This is a genomic window from Stutzerimonas decontaminans (assembly GCF_000661915.1).
Lineage (GTDB): Bacteria > Pseudomonadota > Gammaproteobacteria > Pseudomonadales > Pseudomonadaceae > Stutzerimonas > Stutzerimonas decontaminans.
The window spans coordinates 650,012-663,892 of sequence record NZ_CP007509.1 but is presented as its reverse complement, the minus strand read 5'-3'; the positions used below and the strand labels follow the sequence as shown (position 1 = coordinate 663,892).

Here is a 13,881-nt window from a genome sequence, read left to right as displayed (position 1 = left end):
TATACGAAACCTGCGAGATGCAGCATAGATGAGGATGATTGTTGGAGATTCAAGGCAGATGACATTGATGCAGGTCATGCCAAGACCGCAGAGTCACCGCTTAATTCACGCCGCGTAGCGCGGCGCATGTCATGCCAGCCAGATCAGGCTGGCGAAACGACCGGTGCGCGGGGCGCGACGATAGGAGTAGAAACGCGCGTCGCTAAAGGTACACAGGCCGCCGCCATAGACCGCGCCAACGCCAGCAGCGGCGAGGCGGATGCGCGCCAGCTGGTAGAGGTCAGCCATGAAGCGCCCTGCATTGTGGCTTGGTACGAACGCCGTCGCGGCTGCAGGGTGCTGCGCAAGGAATGCATCGCGTACCTCTGGGCCGACCTCGAATGCGGCCGGCCCGATCGCCGGCCCCAACCAGACCAACACTTCATCGGCAGGGACCGACAGAACGTCCAGCGTGGCCTCGAGCACGCCACCAGCCAGCCCGCGCCAACCGGCATGTGCTGCGGCAACTCGGGTTCCGGCACGATCACAGAACAGTACCGGCAGGCAGTCCGCAGTCAGCACGGCACAAGCCTGGCCCGGCGTCTCGCTCCAACTGGCATCGGCAGTCTCGCGGCTTCCAGATGTGGCACGGACAGCAATACTCGAATGCACTTGCTCCAGCCAGACAGGATTGCACCCGAGCACTTCTTGAAGATGCTGCCGATTCCAGGCAACCGCCGCCGGCTCGTCACCGACATGATCGCCCAGATTGAAACTGTCGAACGGCGCGACACTGATACCGCCTCGCCGCGTGGTCACACAGGCATGGACGCCTGCCGGGGCGGGCCACTCGGGTACGAGCCAATCCTCGCCCCAGGCGCTCACCCGACGAAGGCCTCGCGATCCTGTTGCAGCAGGGTCAGCAACCAGACGAAGTCGTCCGGCAGCGGCGACTCCCATTTTATCCTCTGCCCGGTCACCGGATGATCGAGTTCGAGGAAGCGCGCATGCAGCGCCTGCCGCGGGAACTCGCGCAATGTCTGCACCAGCGTCGGATTCGCCGCCGGCGGAATGCGGAAGCGCCCGGCATACAGCGGGTCACCGACCAGCGGGTAACCGAGATGGGTCATGTGCACACGAATCTGGTGAGTGCGCCCGGTTTCCAGCTTGACCCTGACATGGGTGTGCGAGCGGAACCGCTCTAGCACACGGTAGTGACTGACCGCCGGCTTGCCGCCCTCCACCACTGCCATGCGCTGACGCTGCTGGCCGTGCCGACCGATCGGCGCATCGATCGTGCCACCGGTGATGATCACGCCGATGACGATCGCCTCGTAGATGCGACTGACACTGCGCGCCTGCAGCTGCTCGACCAGGCGGGTCTGCGCCTGCAGCGTTTTGGCGACCACCATCAGGCCGGTGGTGTCCTTGTCCAGCCGATGGACAATGCCGGCACGCGGCACGTTTATCAGATCAGGAACGTGATGCAGCAGTGCATTGAGCAACGTGCCGTCGGCATGGCCGGCAGCAGGGTGCACAACCAGCCCGGCGGGCTTGTCGATCACCAGGATCTGATCGTCCTCATAGACGATCTCGAGCGGAATGTCCTGCGCCACCCATTCGCCCTGCGCCTGCTGTTCGGCATTCAATTCGAGGACGGCGCCCGCATGCACGGTGTCGCGGGGGCGCAGCACGGCACCATCTACGGTAAGTAGACCATCCTTGATCCAGGCGGAGAGACGCGAGCGCGAGTGCTCGGAAAAGAGCTGCGCCGCGACCTGGTCGAGACGCTGCCCGCCAAGGTCAAACGGCACCTCGGCACGGAGTTGGATGGCCTGTGTGGAAGTCGTGGACATACGGCGAGATAGGTTCGTCTGAGAGAGGCAGGTGACATCCACTGGTGATGGATGAACCCGGGGACCGCAGATGGCGGAGCGGCCTTTGGTTTCGGCTACACGCTTGTGTTTAAATACGGCGTCTTTGTCCCGGCGCACCGGGGCGCTCATCATAACAGGACGGCTCCGCGCGAGACAGCCAGCCGTCACAGGGACGCAAGCCGCCATGCAAGTGAAACACCTGCTGCTGATCGCCATTCTCGCCCTCACCGCCGCCTGTTCATCCAACGAAACCGTCGACGAAAACCTGGGTGAAGTCGAGCTGTACCAGCAAGCACAGGCCGACCTGGACAACAAGAGCTACACCAGCGCCATCAGCAAGCTCAAGGCCCTGGAGTCGCGCTACCCGTTCGGTCGCTTCGCCGAACAAGCGCAACTCGAGCTGATCTACGCCTATTACCGCAACGTCGAGCCGGAAGCCGCACGCTCGGCGGCCGAGCGTTTCATCCGCCTGCATCCGCAGCATCCGAACGTCGACTACGCCTACTACCTGAAGGGTCTAGCTTCCTTCGATCAGGACCGCGGCCTGCTTGCACGCTTCCTGCCGCTGGACATGACCAAGCGCGACCCGGGTGCCGCGCGCGACTCTTTCAACGAGTTCGCCCAGCTCACCAGCCGCTACCCGAACAGCCGGTACTCGCCAGATGCCAAGGCGCGCATGATCTACCTGCGCAACCTGCTGGCGGCCAACGAAATCCACGTCGCCCACTACTACCTCAAGCGCCAGGCGTATGTCGCCGCCGCCAACCGTGGCCGTTATGTGGTGGAGAACTTCCAGGGCACGCCGGCCGTGGCAGACGGTCTGGCCGTGATGACCGAGGCCTACCAGCGCCTGGGTCTCGACGACCTGGCCGACACCAGCCTGAAGACCCTGCAGCTCAACTATCCAGACCATGCAACTCTGGAAGGCGGCAAGTTCACGCCAATCGAGCGCGAAGACGACAACCGCAGCTGGCTGAGCAAGGCAACCCTCGGCTTCATTGAAGGCGAAGCGCCGCGCCCGGACACCTCCCGCGCCAACCGCGACGTACTGCGCCAGTACGAGAATGCGTCGCGCGATCTGCCTGAAGAGCTGCGCCCGGTGCTCAAGGAAGCGGAGCAGCAGGAACAGAAGCGCTCCTGGTGGAGCCGCCTGACCTTCGGCCTGTTCGACTGAATGCACTGAGCTGGCGCCGCAGCGACGCACACACCGCACGGCGCCTGCGCCACCAAGGGCCAGGACAGGCTCTGGCTCGACCGATCAACGGTCGCCACGCTTAATCGGGAAGGAATCGTTATGGGTCTGTTTCGCCTGCTCATCTGGGTCGCGCTGATCGCCGCCGCATTCTGGCTCTGGCGTCGCCTGTCGCAAAAGAGGACTTCCGCAAAGCCGCAACAGACCACCCTGCCGATGGTCCGTTGCGCCCAATGCGGCGTCCACGTGCCACAGGACCAGGCGCTGCAGTCGCAGGACCGCTGGTATTGCAGCAGGGCTCACCTGGAGCAGGACAGCAACGCTGGTGGGCGCTGAAAACCTCACCTTCTTCGGCGATCAAGGGCGGCGAATCCTTCGCCTGTATCACCTCTATCGCCTGACCATCGGCCTGGCGCTGGTGTTACTGATCAGCGCCGACCTGCATAACGACCTGCTGCAGATGAGCAATCCGCAGCTGTTCCAATATGGCGCCTGGCTCTACCTAATTCTTAATATCCTGGTCGCCGTGCTCGTTCAGAGCCCGGAGCGTGACCTGCCCGTCCTTGGCCTTGCGCTAATGGACGTGATTCTGCTGTCGGCGCTGTTCTACTTCGGCGGCGGCACCCCAAGCGGTATCGGCAACCTGCTGATCGTGGCCGTAGCCATCGCCAACATCTTGCTGCGCGGCAGAGTAGGTTTCTTCATCGCGGCAGTCGCGGCGACAGGCCTGATCTATCTGACCTTCTATCTCAGCATCAGTCGCCCTGAAGCCAGCTCCCAGTACGTTCAAGCCAGCGCTCTCGGTACGCTATGCTTTGCTGCGGCGTTTCTGGTGCAAGGTCTGGCCCGGCGCCTGCAGTTCAGCGAAACATTGGCGCGGCAGCGCGCAGAGGAGGTAGCCAATCTCGAGGCGCTTAACGCGTTGATCCTGCAGCGCATGCGCACCGGCATCATGGTTTTGGACCCGCAAGAGCGCGTACTGCTCGCCAACCAAGGCGCATTGCAGTTGCTCGGCCAGGACTCACTGACTGGCGAACGCTTGGCGCCGCGCTGCCCGGAGCTGCTCAAGGCCCTGCAGCAGTGGCGCAACAACCCTACCCTGCGCCCGCAGAATCTCAAGGCTATACCAGGCGGACCGACGCTACAGCCAAGCTTCGCCGCGCTGCAGCATGGCAACAAACTGGACACGCTGGTATTCCTCGAAGACACCTCACAGATCGCGCAGAAGGCGCAGCAGCTCAAGCTCGCCTCCCTCGGTCGACTCACCGCCAGCATCGCCCATGAGATCCGCAATCCGTTGGGCGCCATCAGCCATGCTGCGCAGTTGCTCCATGAATCCGACGAGCTGGACAGCGCGGACCGCCGTCTGGCGCAGATCATTCAGGATCATTCGCGGCGCATGAATCTGGTGATCGAAAACGTCCTGCAGCTCTCGCGGCGGCGTCAGGCCGAGCCACAGCTACTGGATCTCAAGTACTGGCTGCACCGTTTTGTGAGCGAGTACCGTCAGGGGCTCAGCGCGCAGCAGACGGTGCACCTAGAGACCGTCGGTAGTTCGCTGCAGACCCGCATGGACCCCAATCAGCTGACCCAGGTGCTCACCAACCTGGTGCAAAACGGCCTGCGCTACAGCGGCCAACAACACGAGCGAGCCCAGGTCTGGCTGCGGCTGTTTCGTGAGGAAGCCAGCGACCTGCCCATCGTAGAAGTGCTCGACGACGGCCCGGGCATTGCCGCCGAGCAACTGCATAACGTCTTCGAGCCTTTCTTCACCACCGAGAGCAAGGGCACCGGCCTGGGGCTGTATATCTCCCGCGAGCTGTGCGAGAGCAATCAGGCGCGCCTGGATTATCGCGAACGACCCGAGGGCGGCAGCTGCTTCCGCATCGTCTTCGCTCACCCGCGCAAGCTGAGCTGAACCGCGCAGGATGGTTGCCGGCAACGCATCACACATCGACCAAAGCGACAGCCACGGCGGCCGCCTAAGAGTTACCATGCTCGCCTGCCGCATTCGCGGCGACACCCGCTTCACGAATCAAGAGCAGGACCATGACCGCGCGCCAGAAAGCACTGATCATCGATGACGAGCCGGATATCCGCGAGCTGCTGGAAATCACCCTTGGCCGCATGAAGCTCGATACCCGCAGCGCGCGCAACCTCAAAGAAGCACGCGAATGCCTGGCCCGCGAGCAGTACGACCTGTGCCTGACCGATATGCGCCTGCCCGATGGCAGCGGCTTGGAGCTGGTGCAGTACATCCAGCAGCAGCACCCGCAGCTGCCGGTGGCGATGATCACCGCGTACGGTAGCCTGGACACCGCGATCGGCGCGCTCAAGGCAGGCGCATTCGACTTTCTCACTAAACCAGTAGACCTCAATCGTCTGCGTGAGCTGGTCGCCACGGCGTTGCGTCTGCGCGCCCCGGTCGCGGAGGCGCCGGTAGACAGTCGGCTGCTGGGCAGCTCGCCGCCGATGAAGGTCTTGCGCAAACAGATTGGCAAGCTCGCCCGCAGTCAGGCACCGGTGTACATCAGCGGTGAGTCCGGCAGCGGCAAGGAGCTGGTTGCCCGGCTGATCCACGAGCAGGGCCCACGCAATGAAAAGCCATTCGTGCCAGTCAACTGCGGTGCGATACCTTCAGAGCTAATGGAAAGCGAATTCTTTGGCCACAAGAAGGGTAGCTTCAGTGGAGCTATCGAGGACAAGCCGGGTCTGTTCCAGGCTGCCAATGGCGGCACCCTGTTTCTCGATGAAGTAGCGGATCTGCCGCTGCCGATGCAGGTCAAGCTGCTGCGCGCCATTCAGGAGAAAGCCGTCCGTGCGGTGGGCGGCGCACAAGAGGTGATGGTCGATGTACGCATCCTCTGCGCGACCCACAAAGATCTGGCCGCCGAGGTCGCGGCGGGCCGCTTCCGTCAGGATCTTTACTACCGACTGAACGTCATCGAGCTGCGCGTGCCGCCGCTGCGCGAGCGGCGCGAGGATATCGGCCTGCTGGCCGATGCCATGCTCCGTCGGCTGGCCCAGGAATGTGGCGACAGCATCGCCAGGCTGCATCCGGATGCCTTGGCCAAGCTGGAGAATTATCGTTTTCCGGGGAACGTACGCGAACTGGAGAACATGCTTGAGCGCGCCTATACGCTCTGCGATGGGGACGAGATCAAGGCTGGCGATTTGCGCCTTGCCGACAGCCCGGGCCTTTCGGAAAACGGCGAGGCCAGCCTGGCCCAGATCGACAACCTGGAAGACCATCTGGAAGAGATCGAACGCAAACTGATCATGCAGGCGCTGGAGGAAACGCGCTGGAACCGCACCGCAGCGGCCCAGCGCCTCGGTCTGACTTTCCGTTCGATGCGCTACCGATTGAAGAAACTCGGCCTGGATTGAGCGACGGCCCTAGAGCTCGTCGCCAATCAGTACCTGCCCAACTACCCCTGCGACAGCAGATTGCGCAGATCGATGATCGCCGCGTTGGCGCGGGAAATGTAGTTGGCCATCACCAGCGAGTGGTTGGCCAGCACGCCGTAGCCACTGCCATTGAGTACCATCGGACTCCACAGCGGCTCCTGTGCCGCCTCCAGCTCACGAATGATCTGCCGAACACTGATCGTCGCATTCTTCTTCGCCAGCACATCGGCAAAGTCCACCTCGATCGCCCGCAGCAGGTGGGACAGTGCCCAAGCCTGGCCGCGCGCCTCGAAAAACACATTGTCGATCTGCATCCAAGGCGTTTCCACAACCCGCTCCTTGACCTGCGGAACGATGCCTGCACGCTCCTGCTCAGGTGCGATATCGGTGTCCAAGCGAACCCGACCAACGCTGGCCGACAGGCGCTGTGACAGCGAACCCAGACGGGTCGCTGCATCGCCGAGCCAATTGTTCAGGTTGTCGGCGCGAGTGTAGAACAGCGCCTTGGGCTCCGGATCGCTGAGGCGCGCCAGATATCGATCCAGGCCACGGATTGCGTTGCGGTACTCGGACTCGGACGCCGGCAGCGCCCAACTGCGATTATCGAAGTTGAATAGCGGTTCGGCCTTGGCCAAGTCCGGATCTTCAGTGGACTGCGATTGCGAACGGGCAAAATCCTTGCGTAGCGCCCGGGCAAGGTCGCGAACCTGCACCAGCACGCCATATTCCCAGCTGGGCATGTTGTCCAGCCAAAGGCCAGGTGGCGCTATATCGTTGCTCAGATAACCGCCCGGTTTATCCAGCAGCGTAGTGGCCACACGCTTGAGCGTTTCCACTGTCGTATAGCCACTGACCAGCTGGCGCTGCGATGCTTCAGCTGCCTGACGGGTGTGCTGTTGAACCGGAAACATATCGGGCTCGCGGCTCCAGTACCAACCTACCAGCAGCGTCACCAGCAGATAAACACCCAGCAGGCCGACAAGAATCAGCAGAAGCGGGCTGCCTGCGCGATGACCGGTCGCCCCGGCAGAGCCATTCGAGCGGCCAAGTCGAGCGAAACGATTCTTCCAGTCCAACATGGGCAGTGTGTCCTTCTCGCGAGTTCAGGAGTTCGACCGCATGGCGTCAGAGACGTTGCGATGAGATGCCTTCACTATAACGCACCACCTCAACCAGCTCAGTGCCAAATTGAGAACTACTACCGCGCCGGCGCACTTTCAAAGCACCCACGTGGTGATAGCATGTCGCCATTATAAAGCACCAGGGCAGCGCACCTGGCGCACCAGGAAGATCGAGATGTCGGATCAGGAAGAACTCAAGCAGCATTTCGCCCAGCGGGTCATCCACCAGGCACGCGAAGTGCTTGAGGTTTGGCAGCAACTGCAACGCAGCGAATGGAACGGGGATCACCATGCGGCCCTCACTGAAGCGACCACTCGCCTTCGCCGCTTCGCCGACCGCTTCGAGCAAACCGAGCACAGCGAGCTGGCACTTAACATCGAGGACTGCCTGGGCGATATCCGCGATAACCGCGGCCGTCTTTCGAGCAGCACGATCTCGACACTCAGCCAGCTGATCTACCGCCTCGCGCGCACTGGCCTGCGGCACAGCGATCCACACAACCAGTCCTTTCTGCCGCCACTGAGCAAGCCGGTGTACATCGCCCTGCAGGATCCGCAACGCGCGGAACACCTGGTACGCCAGCTGGACTTTTTCAGCATGTCCGCGCAAGCATTCAGCGACGTTGCCGCGTTCCGCACGGCGATGCACCGTCGCCATCCTGCCGCCATTGTCATGGATGTGGATTTCAACGGACCGGGCGAGGGGCTGCGCCTGGCCGAGCAGGTGCAGCAAGGACTCGAACCGAAACTGCCGATGCTGTTCTTCAGTCACGCCGAAACCGACACCCCCACCCGCCTGGCCGCCGTACGCGCAGGTGGTCTGGAGTTCTTCACCGGCACACTGGATGCCAGCAGCCTGCTGGAAAAGATCGAGATCTTCACCCGAACGGCGCACTACGAGCCAATCCGCGTCCTGATCATCGACGACTCCCGCGCCCAGGCCACCCACACCGAGCGCGTGCTGAACAATGCCGGCATCGTGACCCAGACCCTGATAGAACCGATCCAGGCCATCGGCGTGCTGGCCGAGTTTCAACCGGACCTGATCATCCTCGACATGTACATGCCCGAGTGCCTGGGCACCGAGCTGGCAAAGGTGATTCGCCAGCACGAGCGCTACGTCAGCGTGCCGATCATTTATCTCTCCGCTGAGGACGACCTGGACAAGCAGCTCGACGCAATGGGCGAAGGCGGCGATGACTTCCTCACCAAACCGATCAAGCCCAGCCATCTGATCGCTACCGTGCGCACCCGCGCAACCCGCGCCAGGAGCCTGAAGGCACGTATCGTACGCGACAGCCTGACCGGCCTTTACAACCACACCCACAGCCTGCAGCTGCTCGAGGACGCCCGCTTCCGCGCGCGGCGCGACAACCGCCCGCTGAGCTTCGCCATGCTGGACATCGACCACTTCAAGCAGGTCAACGACACCTTCGGCCACCCCATGGGCGACCGGGTCATCAAGAGCCTGGCGCTGTTCCTTAAACAGCGTCTGCGCAAGACTGACCACATCGGCCGCTACGGCGGCGAAGAGTTCGCCGTGGTGTTGCCTGACACGCCGGCAGAAGCGGCCTGCAAGGTGCTGAACGAGATCCGTCAACGCTTCGCCGAGATTCGCTTCCCGGCCCAGCCGCAGGATCTGAGCTGCACCTTCAGCTGCGGCATCACCGAGCTGACAGGCGATGCCGAGGTCAAGACACTCACCCAGCAAGCCGACGAGGCGCTCTATCGCGCCAAGCACGGCGGCCGCAACCGCGTCGAGCGCTACTGACCCGCGACCCACCTCACCGCCTGGGCCGGACGCGCCGTTTTCATCCCGATCGCTGCAGCGCAGCCTCGGGAGACCCGCCAGCTGTAACGCAAATGACATCAAACTGCCATACCTTGCAGGCCTCTTGATCTGTTCTGCGAGGCGAGGATGCGCCTGAAGTCGCTCACCACTCTCAATACAATGCTGCTAATTGCAGTCTGTCTGGCGCTTGGCGTCACGCTCTGGTGGTCCGAGCGCGCCATGGAGCGCCCGTATCTGCTGATGGCGCGTTATCTCGCGCTCTCTCAGCAGTTCCAGCACCATGCCGCGGAAAACATCCATGGCTATCTCGCCACGGGTGACGCACTGCGCCACAGCCAGGCGCAACAGGCACTCACCGACCTGCAGAACGGCATCACCGAGCTGCCGGCCGACCTCACGGAAAGGCTGCGCCCGAGTTTGGAAGATTTGATCCGCTTCACCGCCGATGATCTGCTCGCCGCGGGTAAGCTGGCCGGTGATCCGCAGGGACTGCTGCTGCAGGCGGAGCGCGAAATGTCCGGAGCGCTGGCGCAACTCGACGACTACCGGGCTCAATCCGATCATCCTGGCGCGCAGCTTTATCAGCCGCCGCTATTCACGGCTGGGCAGCAACTGCTTCGACTCAGCCACGCACGGGGAAAACTGGTCGCATCCGGCCGGGACGAGCTCGCCAGCGACGTCGAGAAGACGTTGCACCAGCTCGAACAGGCCGCAGCGAAGCTGGACGCCTTGCCCCTGCTCGGCATATTGGCCGCCGACCAGTCGGCCGCGAGCAGTTTCGCCGCGCTGCTCGACCTCGGCGATGCTGGGAAGCAAGCCAGCGAAGACCGAGGCATCGCGCTCAAACGCGAGTTCGCCAGTCTGATCAAGCGCTACCCGGCCGAACTGCAGCGCACCCGTCAGCTGATAGGCCAACGCAGCGAACTGCTGGAAAGCAGCGTTCGTAAGATCGATGCAGTGCAGCAGGCGCTTGCCGAGCTGGAGCCAATCGTGCGTGCGGAGCATGGCCGTATCCAGGCCGAGGTGCGCCTGCTGCAGGGCGGCATCATCGCCCTGATTCTGCTCATTGCCCTGGCCATCGACCGCCTGCAGCGCCAACTCACCCGCACCCTCGGCCAACTCGTGCCGGCGCTATCGGCTTGGGCCGAGGGCGACTTCGCCAGCGATGCGCGGATCGAGTCGAAGATCCGCGAGATCGCCGATATCGAAAGCTCGCTCAATCGCCTGCGCAGCTACCTGCTGGACCTGGTCGGTACCCTGCGCCAGCAGGCGACCCAGGTTGCCGCCAGCAGCCGCAGCCTCGACGAAATGAGCAGCGATCTGCACGAAGGCGCCCAGCGCCAAACGGGCGATACTGCGCAAATCCGCGATTCGCTAGGCGAACTGGAGGCCACCATCCAGCAGGTCGCCGATGGTGCAGGGGAAGCCGCCGAGGCTAGTCGCGCCGCAGCACGCGCGGTCCATCATGGCCAGCAGGTGATCGGCCAGAGCCTGACCGGCCTGCATGGGCTGGTCAGCGAGGTGCAGGACAATGCGGCGGCCATCGAACGTCTGGCCGACGAGACCACGACCATCGGCAACGTGCTGACGGTGATCCGCGCCATTGCCGAGCAGACCAACCTGCTCGCCCTGAACGCCGCCATCGAGGCGGCCCGCGCTGGCGGTCATGGACGCGGGTTCGCCGTGGTGGCCGACGAAGTACGCTCACTGGCCCAGCGCACCAGCGGTGCCACCGAGGAAATCCAGCAGCTGATCGGTCGCCTGCAGCAGGCCGCACGGCAGTCGGTGGAGGCTATGCGCAGCCAGGTCGAGCATGCGCAAAGCACGGCTAACCTGGCGCAGAGTGCCGATCAGGCACTGGACGATATCGTCTCGACCATCGCCACCATCAGCCGCATGGCCGAACAGATCGCCCAGGCGACCGCCCAGCAGGGCGAAGCGGTAGGCGAGATTCGCGGACACAGTGAACGCATCCACCAGCTCGGCGACGCCAACCTGAGCCATATCAGCCGGGGACGCGAGCAAAGTGCGCAGATGCTGCAGCTGGGCAGCGAACTGGATCGGGCGACCCAGGCGTTCAGGTTCTGAAAAAGAAAACGGAGCCTGGCGCTCCGTTTCCTTATGCCGGCAAGCCTCCCTACCGCTAGCGGGGTGCGACCGGACGTTGCGGCTTGCCACCCTTGCCCGCCGGCTTGCCGCTCTTTTCCGCCTTGCGCCGGGCCTCGGCCGCGGCCTTGGCCTGCTCGCGCTTGTCCCAGGCGTTGCCGTCATGGCTGCGTGGCGGCAGGCCGCTGTGCTGGGTAAGGATCTTGCCGCCCTGCCCGGCCTTCTTGCTGCCGACCGGCGTCGAGTTCTTGCGCCGCGCGCTCTGATAGCCGTCCACCGCCGGCTGATGCGCCGGGATCAGCTGATGCTTGCCGTTGCCGATCAGATCGGCGCGCCCCATGCGAATCAGCGCCTCACGCAGCAACGGCCAGCCCTTGGGATCGTGATAGCGCAGGAAGGCCTTGTGCAGGCGCCGCTGCTCCTCGCTCTTGACCACGGTGACGCCTTCGCTCTTGTAGGTCACCTTGCGCAGCGGGTTCTTGCCGGTGTGGTACATCGCCGTCGCCGAGGCCATCGGCGATGGATAGAACGCCTGCACCTGGTCAGCGCGGAAACCGTTGGCCTTCAGCCACAACGCGAGGTTCATCATGTCTTCGTCGGTGGTGCCAGGGTGCGCCGCGATGAAGTACGGGATCAGGTATTGCTCCTTGCCCGCTTCCTTCGAGTACTTCTCGAACATCCGCTTGAATCGATCGTAGCTGCCGATGCCCGGCTTCATCATCTTGTCCAGCGGGCCACGCTCGGTGTGCTCCGGGGCAATCTTCAGGTAGCCGCCGACGTGGTGGGTGACCAGCTCCTTGACGTACTCCGGCGACTCCACGGCAAGGTCGTAGCGCAGGCCGGAGGCGATCAGGATCTTCTTCACGCCCGGCAGTGCACGTGCCTTGCGGTACAGCTCGATCAACGAGCTGTGGTCGGTATCGAGGTTCTCGCAGATGCCCGGGAAGACGCAGGACGGCTTGCGGCAGTGCTTCTCGATCTCATGGCTCTTGCAGGCCAGGCGATACATGTTGGCGGTCGGTCCACCGAGGTCGGAAACCACGCCGGTAAAGCCCGGTACGTTCTTCATCTCCTCGATCTCGTGCAGGATCGACTCGTGGGAACGGCTCTGGATGATGCGCCCCTCATGCTCGGTGATCGAGCAGAAGGTACAACCGCCGAAGCAGCCGCGCATGATGTTCACCGAGAAGCGGATCATCTCGTAGGCGGGAATCTTCGCGCCGTTGTAGGCCGGATGCGGCACGCGCGCGTAGGGCGCGGCGAACACGTAATCCATTTCCTCGGTGGTCAGCGGAATCGGCGGCGGATTGAGCCACAGCTCGCGATCATCGTGGCGCTGTACCAGCGCGCGGGCGTTGCCAGGGTTGGTTTCCAGATGCAGCACGCGATTGGCGTGGGCATACAGCGCCGGATCGTTGCGCACCTTCTCGAACGACGGCAGACGGATCACCGTGCGGTCACGCTCGAGCTTCGGGTGCGGCAGCAGCTCCACCGGCTTGGCCTCGTTCGGATCATCCTGCGCCCCCTTTTCCTTCTCGATGGCGCAGGCGGACAGGTCCTGTGTATTGACGTACGGGTTGATGATCTTGTCGATCTTGCCCGGGCGGTCGATGCGCGTGGAGTCGATCTCGAACCAGCCTTCGGGTGTGTCCTTGCGAATGAATGCGGTGCCGCGCACATCAGTGATCGCCTCGATTGGCTCGCCGCGCGCCAGGCGCTGCGCCACCTCAACGATGGCGCGCTCGGCGTTGCCATAAAGCAGGACGTCCGCGGTGGCGTCCATCAGGATCGAGCGGCGCACCTTGTCCGACCAGTAGTCGTAATGAGCGATGCGGCGCAGCGAAGCCTCGATGCCGCCGAGCACCACCGGCACATGCTTGTAGGCTTCCTTGCAGCGCTGGCTGTAGACCAGGCTGGCGCGATCCGGCCGCTTGCCGGGCAGGCCACCTGGGGTATAGGCGTCATCGGAACGCACCTTGCGGTCGGCCGTGTAGCGATTGATCATCGAGTCCATGTTGCCGGCGGCGACACCGAAGAACAGATTCGGCTCGCCGAGCTTCATGAAGTCGTCTTTGCTCTGCCAGTCGGGCTGGCTGATGATGCCGACGCGAAAGCCCTGTGCTTCGAGCAAACGACCAATGATCGCCATACCGAAGGACGGATGATCGACGTAGGCATCACCGGTGACGATGATGATGTCGCAGGAATCCCAGCCGAGCTGATCCATCTCCTCCCTGCTCATCGGCAGGAACGGCGCCGGACCGAAACACTCGGCCCAGTACTTGGGATAGTCGAACAATGGCTTGACGGCATGCATGGCGGGAAACCGGGACAACGAAAACGGGCGCGGAATATAGCACAAAAAATAACCAAGCCCGACCACCACGCAGGGTCTTTATCGACCTT

General features: G+C 63.2%; 10 protein-coding genes. 6 read left to right on the top strand and 4 right to left on the bottom strand.

What is annotated here, in order from left to right:
- Positions 1–129: 129 nt before the first annotated feature.
- Together pgeF and rluD are read right to left on the bottom strand one after the other, a co-directional pair.
- Positions 130–864: a peptidoglycan editing factor PgeF gene (gene pgeF / locus UIB01_RS02985; RefSeq protein WP_038656731.1), complete on the bottom strand. Its 735-nt coding sequence runs from the start codon at positions 862–864 to the stop codon at positions 130–132.
- Complete coding sequence (gene rluD / locus UIB01_RS02980; RefSeq protein ID WP_038656729.1) at positions 861–1,835, bottom strand: 23S rRNA pseudouridine(1911/1915/1917) synthase RluD; 975 nt, start codon at positions 1,833–1,835, stop codon at positions 861–863. The genes pgeF and rluD overlap by 4 nt, the downstream gene beginning before the upstream one ends.
- Positions 1,836–2,040: 205 nt before the next feature.
- Here rluD and UIB01_RS02975 point away from each other — a divergent pair, with 205 nt between their 5' ends.
- The 4 genes from UIB01_RS02975 to UIB01_RS02960 all read left to right on the top strand — a co-directional run bounded on the left by UIB01_RS02975 (position 2,041) and on the right by UIB01_RS02960 (position 6,435).
- The gene (locus UIB01_RS02975; RefSeq protein ID WP_038656727.1) at positions 2,041–3,030 is read left to right on the top strand and encodes an outer membrane protein assembly factor BamD; all 990 of its coding nucleotides are present in this window, start codon (positions 2,041–2,043) and stop codon (positions 3,028–3,030) included.
- Between the two features lie 120 nt (positions 3,031–3,150).
- Complete coding sequence (locus UIB01_RS02970) at positions 3,151–3,384, top strand: PP0621 family protein (protein WP_038656725.1); 234 nt, start codon at positions 3,151–3,153, stop codon at positions 3,382–3,384.
- Complete coding sequence (locus UIB01_RS02965; protein ID WP_038656723.1) at positions 3,374–4,966, top strand: sensor histidine kinase; 1,593 nt, start codon at positions 3,374–3,376, stop codon at positions 4,964–4,966. Before UIB01_RS02970 ends, UIB01_RS02965 begins: the two co-directional genes overlap by 11 nt.
- Before the next feature lie 131 nt (positions 4,967–5,097).
- Complete coding sequence (locus UIB01_RS02960; protein ID WP_038656721.1) at positions 5,098–6,435, top strand: sigma-54-dependent transcriptional regulator; 1,338 nt, start codon at positions 5,098–5,100, stop codon at positions 6,433–6,435.
- A gap of 41 nt (positions 6,436–6,476) precedes the next feature.
- Here UIB01_RS02960 and UIB01_RS02955 read toward each other — a convergent pair whose 3' ends face one another.
- A complete protein-coding gene (locus tag UIB01_RS02955; protein WP_038656718.1) occupies positions 6,477–7,535 on the bottom strand; it encodes a DUF2333 family protein in 1,059 nt (352 codons plus the stop codon).
- Positions 7,536–7,752: 217 nt separating this feature from the next.
- Here UIB01_RS02955 and UIB01_RS02950 point away from each other — a divergent pair, with 217 nt between their 5' ends.
- A complete protein-coding gene (locus tag UIB01_RS02950) occupies positions 7,753–9,348 on the top strand; it encodes a response regulator (protein ID WP_038656716.1) in 1,596 nt (531 codons plus the stop codon).
- Between the two features lie 147 nt (positions 9,349–9,495).
- Positions 9,496–11,457 carry a methyl-accepting chemotaxis protein gene (locus tag UIB01_RS02945; protein WP_038656714.1) on the top strand — a complete coding sequence of 654 codons (1,962 nt, stop codon included), beginning with the start codon at positions 9,496–9,498 and terminating at the stop codon, positions 11,455–11,457.
- Between the two features lie 55 nt (positions 11,458–11,512).
- On the opposite strand, the gene UIB01_RS02940 is transcribed toward UIB01_RS02945, so the two are convergent.
- On the bottom strand, positions 11,513–13,792 hold the full coding sequence (locus UIB01_RS02940) for a YgiQ family radical SAM protein (protein WP_038656712.1): 2,280 nt from the start codon (positions 13,790–13,792) through the stop codon (positions 11,513–11,515).
- Positions 13,793–13,881: the final 89 nt, after the last annotated feature.